Raw genomic sequence first — 19,098 nt, forward strand, 5'->3', positions numbered from 1 at the left:
CCCGATGGATGTCTTGCATCCGCCGGGCCCTGCTTCAGGGCAACTTAGACATCTGCTCAGTTAGGCGGGCAAACAGCGCAACCACCTCTGTTTCGTTGATCAGCTCGGCGTGGTTAATCGTCACGCTGACGCAAGCCTTTCGTCCGCTCTTGTGCACGAGCGCTGCTGTCAGGTTGAGGATACCATGCTCGTTGCCGCCTTTGTATGCGACCCGTTCCCATCCATCTGCTGCAACTGGGCCGGCATTGATGACGAAAATATCCGCGGTTGAAGTCTCCTGCGCGAGTGCGCAAAGACGCTCCGCGGAAACATACCATTCAACGCCTTCCAGGTGGCGGCCGGATGCGGCTTCAATCGGTGGAATATCACGCCTGCCCAGTATCTGCCGCACAGCCTGATAGGCCTCTTCGGAGCCCGATGAGTATTGCGCAGCCAGCATCGGATCGGCCTTCAATTGAAAGAATTCTCGTGTCGTCAGGAGGTCTGTGAGCGAAAGGGACGCGGCGATCCTCTGCCGGCCCAGTACCCGGATCAGAATGTCGGTTGCCGTGTTGTCACTTTCCGAGATCATGGCGGCGGAAAGACTGTGCAGAGTGAAGGGTGACTCTGCCGGGTAAAGTTGCAGGCGACCCGAAGGTAGCGACCGATTTGCTTCAGTCAGCAATGCTACGTCGTCCCAGCGTCGTATGCCTGCCTGGATATCGTCGCTGAGAACTTTCAATATGCCAAGCTTGAAGCTCGATGCGACTGCGAGAGGTTTGTCTGCAGCCCTTGCAAATGCCGTATCTGTGCCAATCAGCACAATATAGGAAACATCGCCATTTTGCTGTGTCAGCGCGGCCAGGGTCTCTGCCATCGATTTCGTGCGCCGCTGCGCCTGGAGAAGTAGAAGGCCTTCGATACGCCCGTGTCTGTCCAGCTTGATCGTGACCGGGATCTGATGCGTCTTCGTGTCTATAACGTAGTGGCCCACTTTCTCATTGATTTCCTCGACGGAACCGAAATCATGCTGAAAGTCTGCCAGGACCTCGGGTATAACCGAGAGAAATTCATCCGCAAACAGTTCCTCCGGATTGTCGGGTTGGGCGAAGAGGAGCTCGAGTTGCGCAATTTCGCTCTCGCTCGCCTCGGCCTGCGTCAGGGGAAAGGCTGCTTGCAACAAACAGCAGAGTGACAGGGCAATCATGTTTCGCAGAGATCTGGCCATGGCTTGTACCTTTCCGATAGCGCGCGCGTTGCTACAACTGAGGATTGTTCCTATCAGGCCGGACGCACCAGGTGAACGTGCCTCTTCCCAAGGCGGCCCGAATAGTTTATAGGCACCGCCAGCTGGAGATGCGCTTTGTCGCGCTCTCGCTTTCATGGCCAAGGCTGGACGACATCCCGGCCTTTTGGCGACCTATTCATCCTCACATCGAAAGGATTGTCCGATGTCGATCACTGCAGAGCGTAAGGCTGCCCTCATTAAGGAATATGCAACCAGCGAAGGCGATACCGGTTCTCCGGAAGTCCAGGTTGCTGTCCTGACCGAGCGAATCAACAACCTCACCGATCACTTCAAGGGCCACAAGAAGGACAACCACTCGCGTCGTGGTCTCCTCAAGATGGTTTCGAGCCGCCGTTCGCTTCTCGATTACCTGAAGAAGAAGGACGAAGCCCGTTACACCAAGCTCATCACGAGCCTGGGCGTACGCCGCTAAAACATTCCGGCGGACGGTCGTTGTGATCGTTCGCCGGTTGTCGTTCCGGGCCTTTGTTGCCCGGCACCTGCCGCCGCAAAGGGTGGCGCTGATGATGGCGGGCCGGATGGGCCGGACCTGCCGAATGAAACCGATGACCTGTCATGGGGCAGGATTGCCGGATGCTTTCGCCGACCGTGATTGGCCGGCACGCAGGTTTCAAGAGACACCGCCTGTGCGGGTCACCTTGAGGATAGAAAGCGGGTGACCGCTTTTGCTGCCGAAAGCCTCCCGTTGTCTTGCCCGTGATCTTGTCACATTGCGCAGGCCGCCGCCATTTCCGGCTTCCGAGGAGGAAGTCGATGCCGCGTTGCCGCGCTACGAAGGACACAGCATGTTCAATACACATACCGTCGAAATCGAGTGGGCAGGCCGCCCGCTGAAGCTGGAAACCGGCAAGATTGCCCGCCAGGCGGATGGCGCCGTTCTTGCCACCTATGGCGAAACCGTCGTGCTCGCCACCGTCGTTTCGGCCAAGTCGCCGAAGCCGGGCCAGGACTTCTTCCCATTGACCGTAAACTACCAGGAAAAGACCTATGCCGCCGGCAAGATTCCGGGTGGCTATTTCAAGCGCGAAGGCCGTCCTTCGGAAAAGGAAACACTGGTTTCCCGCCTGATCGACCGTCCGATCCGCCCGCTCTTCCCGGAAGGCTACAAGAACGACACGCAGGTTGTCGTCACAGTCATCCAGCACGACCTGGAAAATGATCCGGACGTCCTGTCGATGGTTGCCGCTTCCGCAGCGCTGACGCTGTCGGGCGTTCCCTTCATGGGCCCGGTCGGTGGTGCGCGCGTTGGTTACATCAACGGCGAATACGTTCTGAACCCGCATCTCGACGAGATGGACGAATCGGTTCTCGACCTCGTGGTTGCCGGCACGCAGGACGCCGTCCTGATGGTGGAATCGGAAGCCAAGGAACTGAACGAAGACGTCATGCTCGGCGCCGTCATGTTCGGCCACCGTGGTTTCCAGCCGGTCATCGACGCGATCATCAAGCTTGCGGAAGTGGCTGCCAAGGAACCGCGCGAATTTGAGCCGGAAGATCATTCCGCTCTCGAAGCCGAAATGCTCTCGCATTTCGAAGCCGAACTGCGCACTGCCTACAAGAACACGCAGAAGGCGGAACGCTACGCAGCCGTTGACGCCGTCAAGGCCAAGGTCAAGGCGCATTTCTTCCCGGAAGGTGCAGAGCCGAAGTACACCGCTGAAGTGATCGGCGCCGTCTTCAAGCACCTGCAGGCCAAGATCGTTCGCTGGAACATTCTCGACACCAAGAGCCGCATCGACGGTCGTGATCTCGAAACGGTTCGCGCCATCGTATCGGAAGTCGGCATCCTGCCGCGCACCCATGGTTCGGCCCTCTTCACCCGCGGCGAAACGCAGGCGATCGTTGTCGCCACGCTCGGCACCGGCGAAGACGAGCAGTACGTGGACAGCCTGACGGGCATGTACAAGGAACGCTTCCTGCTGCATTACAACTTCCCGCCCTACTCGGTCGGTGAAACGGGCCGCATGGGCTCCCCAGGCCGCCGCGAAATCGGCCATGGCAAGCTTGCCTGGCGCGCCATCCGCCCGATGCTGCCGTCGCCTGAGCAGTTCCCCTACACGCTGCGCGTCGTCTCCGAGATCACCGAGTCGAACGGCTCTTCCTCGATGGCAACCGTTTGCGGCACCTCGCTTGCCCTGATGGATGCCGGCGTTCCGCTGGCAAAGCCTGTGGCTGGTATCGCCATGGGCCTCATCCTCGAAGGCGAGCGCTTTGCGGTTCTCTCCGACATCCTCGGCGACGAAGATCACCTCGGCGACATGGACTTCAAGGTTGCCGGCACGGCTGACGGCATCACCTCGCTGCAGATGGACATCAAGATCGCCGGTATCACCGAAGAGATCATGAAGGTCGCGCTTGCCCAGGCTCAGGGCGGCCGTAAGCACATTCTCGGCGAAATGGGCAATGCTCTCTCCGAGAGCCGTGGCCAGCTTGGCGAATTTGCACCGCGCATCGAAGTGATGAACATCCCGGTCGACAAGATCCGTGAAGTCATCGGTTCGGGCGGCAAGGTCATCCGCGAAATCGTTGAAAAGACCGGCGCCAAGATCAATATCGAAGACGATGGCACCGTGAAGATCGCCTCTGCTTCGGGCAAGGAAATCGAAGCGGCCCGTAAGTGGATCCACTCGATCGTGGCTGAGCCGGAAATCGGCGCCATCTACGAAGGCACCGTTGTGAAGACCGCCGATTTCGGCGCTTTCGTCAACTTCTTCGGCGCTCGCGATGGTCTCGTGCATATCTCGCAGCTGGCGTCCGACCGCGTTGCCAAGACGACCGATGTCGTCAAGGAAGGCGACAAGGTCTGGGTCAAGCTGATGGGCTTTGATGAGCGTGGCAAGGTTCGCCTGTCCATGAAGGTCGTCGATCAGGCGACCGGCCAGGAAGTCAAGAAGGTCGAAGGCGGCGAAGCCGCCGAGTAAGCCTCTGCTTCTTTTCTAGCATCCTTGGGGCGCGGGAATTTTCCGCGCCCTTTTCCTATTCGAGATCGGAATTCTCCATGATCCGCGACGCCATCAAGACGCTGTTCCACCCTTTTGCCACGGGCACACTGCCGCTACCGGGCGAAGGCACCCGCACTCTTTTCCTGTCGGCTGAAAGCGGTCCGCGCCTGCCGGAGGGCTTTGCCGCTGACATTACCAATGTGCAGCCGCAGCGCGGCCTGTTTCGCCCGCTCTCGGGTGCTGGTGCCCATGTTGTGCCGGAACCGGAAGGCGAAGACTATGACAGCGCGCTGATCCTGTGCGGCAAGCACAGGGGGGAAAACGAGCAGAATACGGCAGAGGCGCTGGCGCGTGTGCGCCAAGGCGGCCTGATCGTCATTGCCGGCTCCAAGGAAGACGGCATCCAGCCGCTGCGCAAGCAATTGCTCCACCTGGGCTTTGCCGTCGAGCATCTGCCGAAATACCATGGCGTCGTCCTCTGGTTCACCCGCCCGACCGATGCCGCAGCGGCCATCGCCAAGCTAACTCGCCCGGCGCAGATCATCGACGCACGCTTCCAGACCGTGCCCGGCACCTTCTCGCATGACCATGTCGATCCGGGTTCGGAACTGCTCGCCAGCCGTCTGCCGAAGGATTTCGACGGCAATGCCGCCGATCTCGGTGCCGGTTGGGGCTATCTATCGGTCATGCTGGCAGAAGCCTCGCCGCGTGTGAACCGCATCGACCTTTTCGAGGCCGATTACCGGGCGCTGGACTATGCCAAGAAGAACCTGGCACTCAACTGCCCGGAGCTTCCCACACGCTTCTTCTGGCAGGACCTGACGGGTGAGCCGGTCAAGGAAAAATACGACCTCGTCGTCATGAACCCGCCCTTCCACGAGGGACATGCGGCAGATCCGGGCATTGGCCAGGCCTTCATCAAGGCAGCATCAGGCGCGCTCAGAATCGGCGGACGCCTGCTGATGGTGGCCAATCGCGGCCTTCCTTATGAGCCGGTTCTGGCCGCCGAATTCAAGGAAAGCGGCGAAGTGTGCCGCAATGCCCGCTTCAAGGTGCTGCAGGCGAAGAAATAGAGGCTCTCCCCATCCCGAGTGAGAACCAACGAAAAGAGCCCCGGATCATCGATCCGGGGCTCTTTTGTGTATGCAGTTTGAAGGCGCCTATTCCGTGTCGGCGTTGCGCAGCCGGTCGAGAGCCGGCAGCGAGGTGATATTGTAACCGGCATCCACATAGTGGATTTCACCGGTCACGCCACGCGACAGGTCCGACAGAAGGTAAAGCGCCGAGCCACCGATATCCTCGATGGTTGCCGTGCGGCGCAGCGGCGCATTCTGCTGGTTCCAGGAATAGATGGCGCGTGCATCCGAAATTCCGGCCCCCGCAAGCGTGCGCACCGGGCCGGCGGAGATTGCGTTGACGCGAATGCCCTTGGGACCATAATCGGCCGCCAGGTAGCGCACGGAGGATTCCAGAGCCGCCTTGGCGACGCCCATCACATTGTAATTCGGGATCACCCGCATGGAGCCGCCATAGGTGAGTGTCAGCATGGCACCATCGTCACCCATCAGTTCGGCGGCGCGCTTGGCGATCTCGGTAAACGAGAAGCAGGAAATCACCATGGTGCGGCTGAAGTTGTCGCGGCTGGTATCGGCGTAGAGGCCCTTCAGTTCGTTCTTGTCCGAAAAGCCAATCGCATGCACAACGAAATCAAGCCGGCCCCAACGCTCCTTGATCGCCGCAAAGGTCGCATCCACGGAGGCGAGATCCTCGACATCGCAGGCCAGGACGAAATCGGAGCCGACTTCGGCAGCCAGGGGCTTGACCCGTCGGCCCAGCGCTTCGCCCTGATAGGTGAAGGCAAGTTCCGCACCCTGCGCTGCCAGCGCCTGAGAAATGCCCCAGGCAATCGAGTGATTGTTCGCGACGCCCATGATGAGTCCGCGTTTACCCTGCATTAGTCCGCTCATGGGCTTATCCGTTATAGCGCTGGAATACGAGCGTGGCGTTAGTGCCGCCGAACCCAAAGGAATTGGAAAGGGCAATATCGATCTTGGCATTGTCGATGCGGGCACGAACGATCGGCACGCCATCAAATTCCGGATCAAGTTCCTGAATATGCGCGCTTTCGCCGATAAAGCCGGCCTGCATCATCAGGATCGAATAGATCGATTCCTGTACGCCAGCCGCCCCCAGCGAATGGCCGGTCAGCGACTTGGTCGACTGGACATGCGGGATCCTGTCGCCGAAGACTTCGCGGATGGCGCCGATTTCCTTGGAATCGCCAACCGGTGTCGAGGTGCCATGTGTGTTGATGTAATCGACAGAGCCATCGACCGTTGCCAGCGCCTGGCGCATGCAGCGCACGGCGCCTTCGCCAGAGGGTGCCACCATGTCATAGCCATCCGAGGTGGCGCCGTAGCCAACCACTTCCGCATAGATCTTTGCGCCGCGAGCCTTAGCATGTTCCAGTTCTTCCAGAACCAGAACGCCGGCACCCCCGGCAATCACGAAGCCGTCACGGCTCACATCGTAAGCGCGCGAGGCCGAAGCCGGGGTCTCGTTATACTTGGAAGACATGGCACCCATGGCGTCGAACAGGTTCGACATGGTCCAGTCGAGGTCTTCGTGGCCGCCGGCAAACATCATGTCCTGCTTGCCCCACTGGATCATCTCCACCGCATTGCCGATGCAATGGGCAGAGGTCGAGCAGGCCGAAGAGATGGAATAGTTGACGCCGTGGATCTTGAACCAGGTGGCAAGCGTGGCGGATGCCGTGGATGACATGGCCTTCGGCACGGCAAACGGGCCGATTCGCTTCGGGCTGTTGTTCTTGATGGTGATCTCGGCTGCTTCAATCAATGTGCGGGTGGAGGGGCCGCCCGAACCCATGATGATGCCAACGCGCTCGTTTTGCGCATAATCGCTTTCCTCAAGGCCCGCATCGGCAATCGCCTGCTTCATCGCCACATGGTTCCACGCGCCGCCCTGGCTGAGGAAGCGCATGGCGCGGCGATCGACGAGATCTGTCGGATCGAGATTGGGCTTGCCCCAGACCTGGCACTTGAAGCCATGCTCGGCAAAATCGCTGGAGAAGGAGATGCCGGACTTGGCATCCCGCAAAGAGGCGGTGACTTCTGCGGCATCATTGCCGATGGAAGAAACGACACCAAGGCCTGAGACAACTACCCGTCGCATTGGATGGACCTTTTCAAATCGTGGGGAGGTAGGGGCCGGACCCTTACAGGCCCGGCCGCCGGCCGTCAGGCGGCCTTTTCCTGAAACAGACCGACGCGCAGATCGCTGGCGCGGTAAATGACTTCGCCATCGGCCTTCATCCAGCCATCGGCAATGCCCAGCACAAGGCGACCGCGCATGACGCGCTTGAAATCGATGCCGTATTCGACGAGCTTTGTCTTCGGCGTCACCATGCCGGTGAACTTGACTTCACCCGTGGAAATGGCGCGGCCCTTGCCGGGTTCACCCAGCCAGCCGAGATAAAAGCCGGTCAGCTGCCACATCGCATCCAGGCCGAGGCAGCCCGGCATGACCGGATCGCCCTCGAAATGGCATGGGAAGAACCAGAGGTCCGGCGTGATGTCGAATTCCGCCCGGATGAAGCCCTTGTCGTTCGGGCCGCCGGTTTCGGAAATCTCCGTGATGCGATGGAACATCAGCATGGGCGGCAGAGGCAGCTGCGCATTGCCCGGCCCGAACATCTTGCCGTGCGCGCAGGTAAGTATTTCGTCGTAGCTGAAACTGGATTGTCTGCTGTCCATGAGGCCTGTCCGTTCCCCCTCGTCATCGGTTCCTGCGCTATGTAAAGCAAGACCGCCTGAAATTGAAGCGCGCGGAAACGGCTTCCTGTGATGACGGCGCGCCGGTTCCGAGTTAAGTTAGGTCGGCATATAGGAAGCTGGCCGGTCAAACCAGAGGCTTGCGGTTCAATTTTTCCGATTTCCATCCGTGGCGGCGCACAGGTGGGCTGCAACCTATTGAAAGCTGGCCCCGCAAAAGTTATATCGAAAACTCGACAATACTGGCTTGGCAGGAGCTCGCCTCAACAATGGTTGAAGCCGTTACGGATGTGGAAACCAGACTTCGCTGCTGCGGGCTTCGCCCGACACGTCAGCGTGTGGCCTTGGCCGACCTGCTGTTTGCCAAGGGAGATCGGCATCTGACGGTCGAGGAACTGCATGAAGAGGCGACGACCGCCGGCGTCCCGGTGTCTTTGGCAACCGTCTACAACACGCTCCATCAGTTCACCGAAGCCGGCATGATTCGCGTTCTCGCTGTCGAGAGCGCAAAGACCTATTTCGACACGAATGTGTCGGACCATCATCACTTCTTTGTCGAGGGCCGTAACGAGGTTCTCGATATTCCGGTCAGCAATCTGCAGATCGAGAATCTTCCGGAGCCGCCGGAAGGCATGGAAATCGCCCATGTCGATGTGATCATTCGCCTGCGCGAAAAGAAATCCTGAAACTCAGCGCTTTTTGCTCCTACGCTTGCGCAATGCTTCGTCCGCTGGCCGTCCTGGCCGCGCACGATAGCGTGGCAGTGTCCAGTCGTAGCGCAGTGCGCCACCGCGCAGGGCAAAGGCGATGAAAATGCCGGCAGCGGAGCTTGCAGCCGGCGGCAGACCCAGGAGTTGCGCCGCCGTATAGGCGCTCGCTCCGGCCAGCGCCGCCGTGACATAGATTTCCGGGCGCAACAATATCGAAGGCTCATTGGCAATCAGGTCGCGCAAAATGCCGCCAAATGTTGCCGTCATGGTGCCGGTCACGATGGCAATTGTCGGCGAGCCGGTGATCGCCAGACCCTTGGCGGCTCCCATCACGCTATAGGCCGAAAGACCCACCGCATCGAGCCAGACGAGCAGGTGATAGCGCCACTCGATCCGATGCGCCGTCAGGAATACGGCAATGCCAACGGCTGCGCAGATGATGAGATAGGTCGGATCCTTGACCCAGAAGACCGGTACCTGACCGAGAGTGAGATCCCGCAGCGTGCCGCCGCCCACGCCGGTTGCGGCAGCAAAGAACAAAAAACCAATAAGATCGAGCTGTTTGCGCGATGCGGCCAGGGCTCCGGTTGCGGCAAACAGTGCCACGCCCGCATAATCCAGCATTGTCAGCAAAGACATGTGCATCCCTCACGGCACCAGCGTCGCGCAAGTGCTCTATCCTAGAGCATAGCCAAGGAATTTGCTGGCGGCCATTGGCGCTGCCTTTTGTCTACAGGCGATTGGTGTCTACAGGCGAATAGATAGGAAAACATCGTGCGAAAGATTTTCATCACGATCGCGCAGGTCATTGCGATCATGCTTTTCCCGGTCATGGCTTTGGCGCAGCAGGAATTGCTGAGCGACCCGGAGATCTACGAAAAGGATCATTTCCGCAAGGAATGCCAGAATGCGTCCTTCGGCGAGGGCTTCATCACCCGGATGGACATCAACAATGATGGCATTATCGATGCCATTGCCAATCATGGCGAGATCACCTGCGGCACCAAGAAGGGTGTCGGCTGCACCGATGAAGGTTGCCCCTATAACTTCTATCTGCAGGTGAAGGAGGGTGGCTATTTCATGATCGCCACAGCCCAGATCCACGGGTACGATTTCATCAAGCGCTTCGGCAATATGGTCTTCGTGTTCAAGATGGCGCCGAAATACTGCGAGCGCACCGATGACCGCCTTTGCGAGATGACGGTGCGGGTGCGCGGTGCGCGCATGGTAACGGTCTCGAAAAAATAGATCAGAACGGCGTCGCGCTTCAAAACGGCCAGTCGATGCGCCCGGCGGCGTAATAGCCCAGGAGACCCAGCCATTCTCGCACGGCCGTGGACATGTTCTGCGCATTGAGCGACGGCTGGGTGAGGTCGAGGCCGAGCGTCACATTGCCTTGCGTCCGGTAGTCCACTGGCCAGGGCGTGACCGAAAGTCCGGCCTTGTTAAACAGCGCCAGCGAGCGCGGCATGTGGAAGGCGGACGTAATCAGCAGGCAGTCGCTGAGCCCCTGCTGCGCGAGAAGTTCGCGCGTGTTCAGCGTATTCTCGAACGTGTTGCGAGAGGTGTTTTCCTTGATCAGCCTGTCGGACGAGACGCCCAGCACCGAAAAGAATCGATCCGATGCACCGGCTTCTCCCTCATAGCGGCCGCTGAAGGAGCCGTCGCCGCCGGAAATCAGGATCTTTGCCTGTGGATGGGCAAGCGCCAGACGCAAGGTCTCGGTATAGCGGTCGGCTGCTGCATTGAGTTCTATGCCGCCGCGTGTGCTCATCACGTCGTTTTCCACCGCCCCGCCCAGAACGACCATGCAGGAGACTGACTGCGGCTCCTGCGCCGGCCGTGGCACCCGCTCTTCCAGCGCCTGAAGTAGCACATTGCCGGTCGTGGTGTAGAGGGTGACAAACAGCAGCAGGGCGCCAAGCGCCCCGGACAACCCGCTCAGGCGGCGATAGCCGGCAAAAGCAAGCAGACTGCCGACAAGGGCGAAGAAGAAGGCAAGCGAAAGTGGCTGGACCAGCAGCCAGAAGATCTTGGAAAGGTAAAACATCGGCTCACTTGCGGGTAGGAGAGGGCGTGGGGCGCTGGTTGAAGCGCTTGTGCAGCGTTCTGCGCAGGAAGAGCGTCGATAATGCGACGGTCATCGTCAGAAAGGCAGCAACGAACAGCGCGTCCTTGGGCAGGGCAATCCCCAGAAGGGCGCCGGATATCGCACCGCTGATCATGCCGAGCCAGGGCACCAGCTGGATGCTCCAGTCGAAACGCCGCTCGCCAAGCAGATAGCGGCCGATGCCGCGACCGAGCCGCGACAGGGCACCCGTCACATAGGTGAGGCCGATCGGCAGGCCTTCGATATGCTCGACGGTGGCATTCACCATGCCCATGGCCAGCACCACCATGTAGAAACGGATGAGATGCAGGGCCGGATCCTGCAGCATGGAGGCGGTTGCCAGCAGAAGCGAAACCCCGGCCAGCACGCCAAAAATGCGCCGTGCCACCACATGGGCAAGGAGAATACCCAGCGTATTGCCAATGACGAATACCAGGATGGCCGCCAGCAGCACCAGACCATGATGAACATCGCCATCCGACAGGGCGATGGCGGCCCGCGTGGTATTGCCGGTCATGAAGGAGACGAAATCACCGGACAGTCGAAGGCCGATGGCATCGGTCATGCCGGCGATAAAGGAAATGGACGACACCAGCGCAATGCCGGTGCCGGTGCGCTGGATGCGAATCATCCTGCGTCGTCTGTCGCGTGTCATGGTTTAAACCCCTGGCCTGGCGGCGCCGGACCTACCCCGAATCGTCTGCTTTCAGGCAGCCTAGCCGGTCTGAGGTCTCAAGCGAAATGCAGGCAGAGATCACCCATCATAAAAGTGCGGCAGGGCTCAGGATAACAGTGTCAGCGTCAGCGGATGGCGAGGATCGGCCAGTCCATCAATGACGTTGAAATGGTGGCGATCCGGTTCAACATAGGCGCCGGTTTCAGCCCCGAGCCCCAGCCACATGCTGGCCATCAGTGCATTCTGGCGGATGAATTCTGCCCGCTCATTGCCGCCCACCCAGCAGAACAGCCTTGTGTCTTCGCCGGGCCGCATCAGGACCGGGCTTTCGGCAGCGGCTTCCTCTGCCGAAAGCCTGAGCTTGGTATTGAGACCTGTTGCAACAAGCGGCCGCAGATCGTGCACGCCGGAAATCGAGACCACCGTTTTCACCCGCGCCCTGATCTGCGCAGGCAGGGGAGAGTTCTCCGCCACCATGCGGGTGACCAGATGGCCACCGGCGGAATGCCCGGTCAGATGGATCGGTCCATCGATATCGCCAGCGGCATCGGCAATCGCGGCGGCAATTTCCCGGACGATGTCACCGATGCGCGCTTCAGGGCAGAGCGTGTAGCTTGGCATGGCAACGGCATAGCCGCTTTCAACGCTGCCGGCTGCCAGATGCGACCAGTAGCTCTTGTCGAGTGCCTGCCAGTAACCGCCATGTACGAAGACCACGAGACCCTTCGGCGTGCCTTCCGGCAGGAAGAGATCGAAGCGATGGCGCTCACCCTCGCCATAGGCAAAATCCAGCCGGGCGCGACCCTCGGCCAGGAGGCGATCGCGATAGGCCTTGGCCGGCTCCACCCAGACGGCAGGCCAGGTCTCGCCGCGCGGAATATTGGCGCCATTGGTATAGGCGTCGTCCCAATCGGTGATGCGATGAAAAAGCATGCGCTCTGCCTCGTGTTCTTGATTGCGGTCGCTTACAGAACGGTGCGGACCCGCCAAAGCTCGGGAAACAGCTCCACTTCCAGCATCTTCTTCAAATAATGCGTGCCGGACGTGCCGCCCGTTCCGCGCTTGAAGCCGATGACGCGCTCGACAGTGGTGACATGGTTGAAGCGCCAGCGGCGGAAATAATCCTCGAAATCCACCAGCTTTTCCGCCAGTTCATAGAGGTCCCAGTATTGCGATGGTGCGGCATAGACCTGCCGCCAGGCCTCCAGCACGTTTTCGTTCTCAACGCGCTTGTCGCGGAAATCCGTACGCTCGCCGTCTGCACCGATATCAAAGCCCTTGCGACCGAGAAGCAGGATTGCCTCGTCATAGAGGCTCGGCATGGCGAGAATGGCCTCCAGATGGGCAATCAGGTCCGGACGGTGGCTATGCGGTCCCAGCATTGCAAGGTTGCGATTGCCGGCCAGAAATTCGATCGCCCGATACTGATAAGACTGGAAGCCGGAGGATTGGCCCAGCGCATCGCGGAAATCGGTATATTCGCTGGGCGTCATCGTGCGCAGCACGTCCCAGGCATTGTTCAGCTGTTCGAAAATGCGTGCCACGCGCGACAGCATCTTGAAGGCTGGCTGCGGCATGTCCTGGCGGATGGCGCCGATCGCGGAACGGATCTCGTGGATGGCAAGCTTCATCCAGAGTTCCGATGTCTGGTGCTGGATGATGAACAGCAATTCGTCATGGGCGGAGGACAGCGGCTTCTGCGCCGACAAGATGGGATCGAGTTGCAGATAATCCGTATAGGACATCTTCTCGCGGAAGGACATTTGCGCGCCGTCCTCGGCGGGGTCATAGGTCTTTGCGCTCACGTCACGAGGGCCTTCTGCTTGAACTGCGGTGCATCCCACAGCTGGTTGGTCATGATGTCTGCAAGAATATCGACGGCGGCATGCACGTCTCGCTCGGCGATATAAAGCGGCGTGAAGCCGAAGCGGATGGCATTGGGCGCACGGAAATCGCCGATCACGCCGCGCGAAATCAGCGCCTGCATGATGGCATAGCCTTCCTCATGCAGAAACGAGACCTGGCTGCCACGCTTCAGCCCCTCGCGTGGCGAACCGAGCACCAGCATCGGGCAGCGGGCCTCCACCTCGCGAATGAAGAGATCGCAAAGTGCGATGGATTTCACCCGCACATCGGCCATCTCCACGCCGTCCCAGGCATCGAGCGCCACATCAAGGGCGCTGAGCGCCAATATGGGCGGCGTACCGACACGCATGCGGTCAATGCCATCGCCCGGACGATAGTTCAGATCAAAGGCGAACGGCTTTTCATGGCCAAGCCAGCCGGACAGAGCCGGGCGGGCTTTGTCGGCAAAGCGCGGAGCGACATAGATGAAGGCCGGCGCACCAGGGCCGCCATTCAGATATTTATAGGTGCAGCCGACGGCAAAATCGGCATCGGCGCCTGCAAGGTCCACGGGAATGGCGCCGGCGGAATGGGCAAGGTCCCAGACGGTCAGTGCGCCTGCCGCATGCGCCTTTTCCGTCAGCGCCCTCATGTCATGCAGGCGCCCGGTGCGGTAGTCCACTTCGGTGAGCATGGTGACGGCCACCGTCTCGTTGATTGCAGCCTCCACAGCCTCCGGCTCCACCACCTTCAACTGGTAGCCGCGATCGAGAGACTTGATCAGGCCTTCCGCCATGTAGAGATCGGAGGGAAAATTGCCGCTGTCGGACAGGATCACCCGGCGCTTCGGGTCCTGCTCTGCGGCAAGGTCGATAGCCGATGCCAGCGCCTGATAGACCTTGATCGACAGCGTGTCGCCCATCACCACCGAGCCCTGCAGCGCGCCGATCAGCCGGCCCACCCGATCACCGATGCGGCGTGGCATCTCCATCCAGCGTGCCTCGTTCCAGCCGCGGATCAGCATTGCGCCCCATTGGTCGGTCATCATGGCCGATACGCGATCCTTGGCGGCCACAGGCAATGGCCCCAGCGAATTGCCGTCGAGATAGATCACGCCGTCCGGCATGTGGAACAGAGCGCGCGTCGTTTCGAAATCCGTCATTCTCAAAAGCCCTCTGAAGGCAGAGTTTAAAAGCCGATGCATAGCAGCCCGATCAGGCTGCGCAATGCCCTTGAATGCCGGATCATACGCGTATTGCTTGAAGTTTAAACTAGCTTTCGGCATGTCTTCTCAAAAAAATGCCTCTTCGTCAGTCATGCCTCATTTTGCGGCTGAGATAGGCGGAGCCCTTGAGGCCGAAACGCCAAGGCAGATCCACGGCCTTGCTAATGCCGATGCGCGGGCCAGAGGCCACATCCGCACCGCTTGGCGAAAGCTCCAGCTCAAAGGGTGGCATCAGCAATGAGGCGCCATCCAGCGTGAGGTCTATGCCCAGCGCCTGGGCAAGCCGGCCCGGACCGGCGCAGAGTTCGCGCAGTACGCTTCTGCCGCGCCGCGCCACCATGCTATCGAGCCCCTCCAAGGGCTCAAGTGCCCGGATCAGCACCGCACTGCCCGGCTGGCAGACGAAGTTCAGGCACCAGTGAATGCCATAGGACCGGTAGACATAGGCATGGGCTGGCGGCCCGAACATGGTGCGGTTGCGCGGTGTGGCGCCGCGGAAGCTATGGGATGCCGGATCATCCGGCATATAGGCCTCGGTCTCCACGATGATGCCGCCGACGCCATGGACCATAAGCGTTGAGCCGATGAGGTCACGCGCCACATCCACGGCGCTGCGATCAAAAAAGGCAAGGAGAGGCGGCGGAAGTGGCAGGTTCGGCATGCCGTCAATCTCGTCTGTTCGTGTTTGCGCCGCAAGCCTCCCCGCCAATACGGGTTTGCGATCTTGCCAGTGCCGCTGGAAGCCTCTAATTCAGCGGCATGGCAGCACGCGACCGATATTCCCGAAAACTCGAATGCCCCCAATGCGGACACTCAGGCTTTGCCGAGGTTTCCGAGGATGATGACCCGCGCCGCAAGGATCCGGACTTTGCCATAGACGAGATGCCTAAGGGATTTGCCACGGAATTTTCGTCCCGCGATCCGAAGAAATTCATGCTGCGCTGCCAATGCGGCCACAAGTTCCGCTTCGAGAGCAAAAGCGTCTATGCGCCGGGCGGGGAGCCGCGGAGGTAGGCGGGGCGGTGGATGGGAAGTTTCGAAAGGCAGTAGACGCCGGGCGAGACCGTAGTCTCGACGCCATAGATGTCAGGCTCCCGAGCGCACCTTTTGTACACCTGATCTTTGCAATTTAGAAGAAGGCTCATCCCAAGGTGTAAGCTACGCTTCAATCCGGCTGTAGCAACATCGCCAAGGGATTGGGTGATCTATCGAAGCAGGCAGTGTTCAACCGTTCCAGGCTTCAAAAAGCTAAGAGCTAAAACTTCATCTGTACCGATTTTGTATGGAAAAATTTTTGGTGGAGCTATGCGGGCTCCCCCAAGAAGTCTCTTAAATATTGAAAAATAAAGGTTTTCGGGATCGATCCGCCAACCGTTGTTACAAATCTTTATCACTCTGTATTGCCCGGTTTCCGTTGGCAACCCCGAAAACACCCTGGCCCAAAGTGCTGCTGCTTTCACCGTTAACGCCGAAGTCAGAAGTTCTGAAACTCATTGGTTTGAAGGGCAGAAAATCCGACATCAAGGCATTGAAATGTAAGGAATAATATCCTGGTGGATAGTGACTTTGCGCGCATATCGTCAACCCGTTCCAGCAAACGGAGTGACGCCATGCAACAAGCCCTTTCCATCGATACGCATGCCCGCTTGGTGATCCATGCCGAACGGCTCGCGGAAGCGGTAGAGTACGAGGCCACCCCGACGAACATTCGAACATGGCGGCGGCGTGCGGAGATAATCCGACGACTACTTGAAGGCGAGTAATCCGGGAAGGCTAAATTAGAGAAATCGAGCGCTTGCCCGGAGGGGAAACGGCAGTGCTCGCTACCCCCCAGATCAAACCTTCCAGTTCATCCAGTGGAATCTTTAGCTCGGCTGCAACGTCATTTTTGGTCGTGCGATCCTGCCAGAGTTGAGCCAGGACCTTCCTCCAGACGATTGATGTCTCGCGCTCGATGCCATTCGGCTCGCCCGTTCTATAACCACGCTTTCCAAGCTCAATACATATCGACTTATACTGCCACTCTGTCAGACGCCCTAGCGCATGCAGACGATAGGCCATTGCCATGGCGGAAACCCGCCATCTGCTTTTCATCTTGATGACCACGTTTGTGTCGATGAAACGAGGCGCACGAGCTTTCACATCGTTAGCTGGCATTAGGAACGCCGACGCGAACGCATTTGCCTCTCGTTCGGCTGCTCGCGACTGCTCCTGGGGTCCCGCATGCTGATGCAGGACCAAGTGTCCAAGTTCATGAATGGAGTCAAAGAGGCTATGTTCTGCCGTCTTGAAGTTATTCAAAAACACATAGGGTTTCTCGTCCCGCCAGAACGAAAATGCATCCACGGTCTTGGTATTCTCCGACAACGAGAAAACCCGCACCCCTTGTGTCTCTAGGAGACCCAAAACATTGCCGACAGGCTTTTCACCAAGACCCCAATGTTGACGTAGTGACCTGGCCGCCGCTTCGACGTCCGTCTCGTAGCTGAGGTCGATCAAATTTGGAGCGGGCAGTGAAAAACGCCTCTCGACCCAATCGCTCAACTGAAGACCTAAGGCGCCCGCCGACAGTGCTGCATCCCTCTCCTTGGCGCTCATCTTCGTGAGGCTTCGAAAGCTGACCGCCTCTATGTTCAGGTCTTCAGGATCATCGGCATAGAAAAAGTCGGCTGGATAGCCGACTGCCTTGGCAATCCTTTCGACTGTAGAAGGGTCGGGCTTATTGTCCCCTCTCTCCAGGCGAGTGATCGTCATAGCTGATAGATCAGTTAGGTCCGCTAGACCTTTCGCGGTAAGGCGCCGACGTGTCCGAGCCAAGACAAGCCGTTTACTGTTGAACATTGCAGTTCCGGCTATTTGCGAGCGACCACCATTGGATCGAAATCATCCGCGCGGTCTCCATCGTCCAGGAGGAGTTTGTCAAGTTCAATGTCCGATCCGTCTGAGAGATAGATGCGCTCGATATAGGCGCTGAACGTTTTGCCCTCGACCACAGGTCGTGTGAGTTCCGCTGCTCCACGCTCGTCGACCATCATGAAATACGTGGCAGTGCTTTCGCTGTCCGCGCGAGCATATTCGGGGAGGTCGGCGCCAAAAAGATTACCCATACAAGCACGTTCCGCGCCAGCACCCTTGGGCGAACGAGGCTTCGGCTTTTTCTCATCGTGAGCCGCTATGTCGACGTTCGAAAACACTACACGGAGACCGCGACTTTCATTTTTGATCGCTTCCACGCCTTCAGTACGGTCGACTTCCCATTCGTCGCCCACAAACCTGTCCCGCAAGGCCCAGGAGCCTTCCTGATAGGAAAAAGTCCCAGCCGCATTGGCAGGGTGGAACGGCGTGGCATTTGACGCCGCGCCCCTTGCAACATCTCTGACTTCCAGGAGGAGCTGGCGATCTAAGCCAAGTTCATCAAGGCGAGTATCAATGTCAGCTTCATCTCGAAAAACCTGCGTCTCAACAATCATGCCGAATCCTGTCATGTTGATTTTTCTAACCTACTTGTAGGTTAAAAAAATCAACATGACAAGCGAGCGTGCCCGGCCTTATTGTTTTTTACACGAGCTGCCATCAAGTTTTGCCATCTCGTCCATGATCCATGGTTTGTAGGGCGATTTGTAACAAACGAGTTAACGAGAAACCTTGAAAGCCAGGCTATCTGAAAATCTCAATAGGTTGGGGAGAATTTGGTGGAGCTAAGCGGGATCGAACCGCTGACCTCTTGCATGCCATGCAAGCGCTCTCCCAGCTGAGCTATAGCCCCATCAGGGTGCCGGTAAGTTCCGGCTCCGGGAACCCCGTTGAAGCACTGCTTCCGTCGGGGTGGCGGCTTATTACGTCCGGTCGTTTCAGAGTGCAAGCCTAAAAATGAAAAGCCCGGACGATTTTTTCGTCCGGGCTATAAATTCAAGGTCTTAGACCTCGTCTTCGTCACCGCCGACGCCGATGATGCCGGTGACATCATCGTCATCGTCATCTTCATCGGCTTCCAGGAAGGTGTCGTCGTCGTCGCCGTCGATTTCAACGTCGTCGTCGCCGATATCGGGAATGTCATCGCCGCCGGCCGCATCATCGCCCTCTTCGAGCGAGACGAGTTCGACGTCCGGATTGTCCGTATCGACTTCGGCGACTTCTTCTTCTTCGGCCTGTTCCATCTTCATCTGGGCCGTGTTCTCTTCAAAGAAGGAGAGCGGCCAGGATTTGCCGGAATAGGGAGAAACAACCGGGTCGCGGTTGAGGTCGTAGAATTTTTTGCCCGTATCCGGGTCTGTGCGCTTGGTACCAAGTTCCGCTTTTGCCACTGTCGAAGCCTCGTGAGAATGGCCGATCAATTCGGCGTTGCCGCGAAGGCGGCGCTAAAATGCTAGCCGGTCCCCTTAATGCTTGTCCCAGAGCATGTCAAAGGCAAACTTTACCGGCAAAACTGCTGGATTTCCAGCCTTGGCGCCCCAAGCGGCCCATGACCGGCAAACCCGTTTGTGCTAGGAGGCGCCACGGCCAGCAGG

20 protein-coding genes and 1 tRNA gene are annotated in these 19,098 nt (G+C 58.9%); 6 read left to right on the forward strand and 15 right to left on the reverse strand.

Translation table 11 applies throughout. The features are described 5' to 3' along the window. Positions 1–34: 34 nt before the first annotated feature. Complete coding sequence (locus E8M77_RS05200; RefSeq protein WP_170975752.1) at positions 35–1,207, reverse strand: serine hydrolase; 1,173 nt, start codon at positions 1,205–1,207, stop codon at positions 35–37. A 223-nt stretch (positions 1,208–1,430) separates the two neighbouring features. On the opposite strand from E8M77_RS05200, the gene rpsO reads away from it, so the two are divergent. From rpsO to E8M77_RS05215, 3 genes are all read left to right on the forward strand, one after another. Next, the gene (gene rpsO, locus E8M77_RS05205; protein WP_137129567.1) at positions 1,431–1,700 is read left to right on the forward strand and encodes a 30S ribosomal protein S15; all 270 of its coding nucleotides are present in this window, start codon (positions 1,431–1,433) and stop codon (positions 1,698–1,700) included. 373 nt (positions 1,701–2,073) lie between these two features. Beyond that, positions 2,074–4,209, forward strand: a complete 2,136-nt coding sequence (gene pnp, locus E8M77_RS05210; RefSeq protein ID WP_137129568.1) for a polyribonucleotide nucleotidyltransferase — start codon at positions 2,074–2,076, stop codon at positions 4,207–4,209. 77 nt (positions 4,210–4,286) lie between these two features. Next, positions 4,287–5,303 (forward strand): class I SAM-dependent methyltransferase, encoded by a 1,017-nt coding sequence (locus E8M77_RS05215; RefSeq protein WP_137129569.1) that lies wholly within the window; start codon positions 4,287–4,289, stop codon positions 5,301–5,303. Positions 5,304–5,390: 87 nt separating this feature from the next. Here E8M77_RS05215 and fabI read toward each other — a convergent pair whose 3' ends face one another. The 3 genes from fabI to fabA all read right to left on the reverse strand — a co-directional run bounded on the left by fabI (position 5,391) and on the right by fabA (position 8,006). Then, complete coding sequence (gene fabI, locus E8M77_RS05220; RefSeq protein ID WP_137129570.1) at positions 5,391–6,197, reverse strand: enoyl-ACP reductase FabI; 807 nt, start codon at positions 6,195–6,197, stop codon at positions 5,391–5,393. A 4-nt stretch (positions 6,198–6,201) separates the two neighbouring features. Next, the gene (gene fabB / locus E8M77_RS05225; protein WP_137129571.1) at positions 6,202–7,425 is read right to left on the reverse strand and encodes a beta-ketoacyl-ACP synthase I; all 1,224 of its coding nucleotides are present in this window, start codon (positions 7,423–7,425) and stop codon (positions 6,202–6,204) included. A 65-nt stretch (positions 7,426–7,490) separates the two neighbouring features. Next, a complete protein-coding gene (gene fabA / locus E8M77_RS05230) occupies positions 7,491–8,006 on the reverse strand; it encodes a 3-hydroxyacyl-[acyl-carrier-protein] dehydratase FabA (RefSeq protein ID WP_137129572.1) in 516 nt (171 codons plus the stop codon). 287 nt (positions 8,007–8,293) lie between these two features. On the opposite strand from fabA, the gene irrA reads away from it, so the two are divergent. Then, a complete protein-coding gene (gene irrA, locus E8M77_RS05235; RefSeq protein ID WP_137129573.1) occupies positions 8,294–8,710 on the forward strand; it encodes an iron response transcriptional regulator IrrA in 417 nt (138 codons plus the stop codon). Between the two features lie 3 nt (positions 8,711–8,713). On the opposite strand, the gene E8M77_RS05240 is transcribed toward irrA, so the two are convergent. Continuing rightward, entirely contained in the window at positions 8,714–9,373 is a 660-nt protein-coding gene (locus E8M77_RS05240; RefSeq protein WP_137129574.1) for a trimeric intracellular cation channel family protein, read from the reverse strand. A 135-nt stretch (positions 9,374–9,508) separates the two neighbouring features. Between E8M77_RS05240 and E8M77_RS05245 the strand changes: the two genes are divergently transcribed. Beyond that, complete coding sequence (locus E8M77_RS05245; protein WP_170975753.1) at positions 9,509–9,982, forward strand: hypothetical protein; 474 nt, start codon at positions 9,509–9,511, stop codon at positions 9,980–9,982. A 19-nt stretch (positions 9,983–10,001) separates the two neighbouring features. On the opposite strand, the gene E8M77_RS05250 is transcribed toward E8M77_RS05245, so the two are convergent. The 6 genes from E8M77_RS05250 to E8M77_RS05275 form a co-directional block, all read right to left on the reverse strand. Beyond that, positions 10,002–10,784, reverse strand: coding sequence for a YdcF family protein (locus tag E8M77_RS05250; RefSeq protein WP_137129575.1), 783 nt, complete (start codon positions 10,782–10,784; stop codon positions 10,002–10,004). Positions 10,785–10,788: 4 nt separating this feature from the next. Then, complete coding sequence (locus tag E8M77_RS05255) at positions 10,789–11,499, reverse strand: YoaK family protein (protein ID WP_137129576.1); 711 nt, start codon at positions 11,497–11,499, stop codon at positions 10,789–10,791. 126 nt (positions 11,500–11,625) lie between these two features. After that, complete coding sequence (locus E8M77_RS05260; protein ID WP_137129577.1) at positions 11,626–12,453, reverse strand: alpha/beta hydrolase; 828 nt, start codon at positions 12,451–12,453, stop codon at positions 11,626–11,628. A 32-nt stretch (positions 12,454–12,485) separates the two neighbouring features. Beyond that, positions 12,486–13,325, reverse strand: coding sequence for a tryptophan 2,3-dioxygenase (gene kynA, locus E8M77_RS05265; RefSeq protein WP_246659133.1), 840 nt, complete (start codon positions 13,323–13,325; stop codon positions 12,486–12,488). Continuing rightward, positions 13,322–14,527 carry a kynureninase gene (kynU, locus tag E8M77_RS05270; protein WP_137129578.1) on the reverse strand — a complete coding sequence of 402 codons (1,206 nt, stop codon included), beginning with the start codon at positions 14,525–14,527 and terminating at the stop codon, positions 13,322–13,324. The genes kynA and kynU overlap by 4 nt, the downstream gene beginning before the upstream one ends. 148 nt (positions 14,528–14,675) lie before the next feature. Next, a complete protein-coding gene (locus E8M77_RS05275; protein WP_137129579.1) occupies positions 14,676–15,251 on the reverse strand; it encodes a DNA-3-methyladenine glycosylase in 576 nt (191 codons plus the stop codon). A gap of 98 nt (positions 15,252–15,349) precedes the next feature. Here E8M77_RS05275 and E8M77_RS24150 point away from each other — a divergent pair, with 98 nt between their 5' ends. Further along, a complete protein-coding gene (locus E8M77_RS24150; RefSeq protein WP_137129580.1) occupies positions 15,350–15,604 on the forward strand; it encodes a hypothetical protein in 255 nt (84 codons plus the stop codon). A gap of 759 nt (positions 15,605–16,363) precedes the next feature. Here the strand turns inward: E8M77_RS24150 and E8M77_RS05285 are convergent. The 4 genes from E8M77_RS05285 to E8M77_RS05300 form a co-directional block, all read right to left on the reverse strand. Beyond that, on the reverse strand, positions 16,364–17,431 hold the full coding sequence (locus E8M77_RS05285) for an XRE family transcriptional regulator (RefSeq protein WP_137129581.1): 1,068 nt from the start codon (positions 17,429–17,431) through the stop codon (positions 16,364–16,366). A gap of 11 nt (positions 17,432–17,442) precedes the next feature. Beyond that, positions 17,443–18,075: a hypothetical protein gene (locus E8M77_RS05290; protein ID WP_246659134.1), complete on the reverse strand. Its 633-nt coding sequence runs from the start codon at positions 18,073–18,075 to the stop codon at positions 17,443–17,445. Positions 18,076–18,280: 205 nt separating this feature from the next. Beyond that, positions 18,281–18,356: transfer RNA gene (locus E8M77_RS05295), tRNA-Ala, on the reverse strand. Between the two features lie 151 nt (positions 18,357–18,507). Continuing rightward, a complete protein-coding gene (locus tag E8M77_RS05300) occupies positions 18,508–18,894 on the reverse strand; it encodes a TIGR02300 family protein (RefSeq protein ID WP_137129582.1) in 387 nt (128 codons plus the stop codon). Positions 18,895–19,098: the final 204 nt, after the last annotated feature.

The sequence above is a fragment of the Rhizobium sp. FY34 genome (assembly GCF_005222845.1).
Classification (GTDB): Bacteria; Pseudomonadota; Alphaproteobacteria; order Rhizobiales; family Rhizobiaceae; genus Neorhizobium.

Bases quoted from the DNA above. Each gene is read 5' to 3' on its own strand.
- E8M77_RS05290 (WP_246659134.1), bottom strand. From the start codon at position 18,075: ATGACAGGATTCGGCATGATTGTTGAGACGCAGGTTTTTCGAGATGAA.
- E8M77_RS05215 (WP_137129569.1), top strand. From the start codon at position 4,287: ATGATCCGCGACGCCATCAAGACGCTGTTCCACCCTTTTGCCACGGGC.
- pnp (WP_137129568.1), top strand. From the start codon at position 2,074: ATGTTCAATACACATACCGTCGAAATCGAGTGGGCAGGCCGCCCGCTG.
- fabI (WP_137129570.1), bottom strand. From the start codon at position 6,197: ATGAGCGGACTAATGCAGGGTAAACGCGGACTCATCATGGGCGTCGCG.
- E8M77_RS05200 (WP_170975752.1), bottom strand. From the start codon at position 1,207: ATGGCCAGATCTCTGCGAAACATGATTGCCCTGTCACTCTGCTGTTTG.
- rpsO (WP_137129567.1), top strand. From the start codon at position 1,431: ATGTCGATCACTGCAGAGCGTAAGGCTGCCCTCATTAAGGAATATGCA.
- E8M77_RS24150 (WP_137129580.1), top strand. From the start codon at position 15,350: ATGGCAGCACGCGACCGATATTCCCGAAAACTCGAATGCCCCCAATGC.
- E8M77_RS05255 (WP_137129576.1), bottom strand. From the start codon at position 11,499: ATGACACGCGACAGACGACGCAGGATGATTCGCATCCAGCGCACCGGC.
- E8M77_RS05250 (WP_137129575.1), bottom strand. From the start codon at position 10,784: ATGTTTTACCTTTCCAAGATCTTCTGGCTGCTGGTCCAGCCACTTTCG.
- E8M77_RS05260 (WP_137129577.1), bottom strand. From the start codon at position 12,453: ATGCTTTTTCATCGCATCACCGATTGGGACGACGCCTATACCAATGGC.
- irrA (WP_137129573.1), top strand. From the start codon at position 8,294: ATGGTTGAAGCCGTTACGGATGTGGAAACCAGACTTCGCTGCTGCGGG.
- E8M77_RS05275 (WP_137129579.1), bottom strand. From the start codon at position 15,251: ATGCCGAACCTGCCACTTCCGCCGCCTCTCCTTGCCTTTTTTGATCGC.
- kynU (WP_137129578.1), bottom strand. From the start codon at position 14,527: ATGACGGATTTCGAAACGACGCGCGCTCTGTTCCACATGCCGGACGGC.
- E8M77_RS05240 (WP_137129574.1), bottom strand. From the start codon at position 9,373: ATGTCTTTGCTGACAATGCTGGATTATGCGGGCGTGGCACTGTTTGCC.
- E8M77_RS05285 (WP_137129581.1), bottom strand. From the start codon at position 17,431: ATGTTCAACAGTAAACGGCTTGTCTTGGCTCGGACACGTCGGCGCCTT.
- fabA (WP_137129572.1), bottom strand. From the start codon at position 8,006: ATGGACAGCAGACAATCCAGTTTCAGCTACGACGAAATACTTACCTGC.
- fabB (WP_137129571.1), bottom strand. From the start codon at position 7,425: ATGCGACGGGTAGTTGTCTCAGGCCTTGGTGTCGTTTCTTCCATCGGC.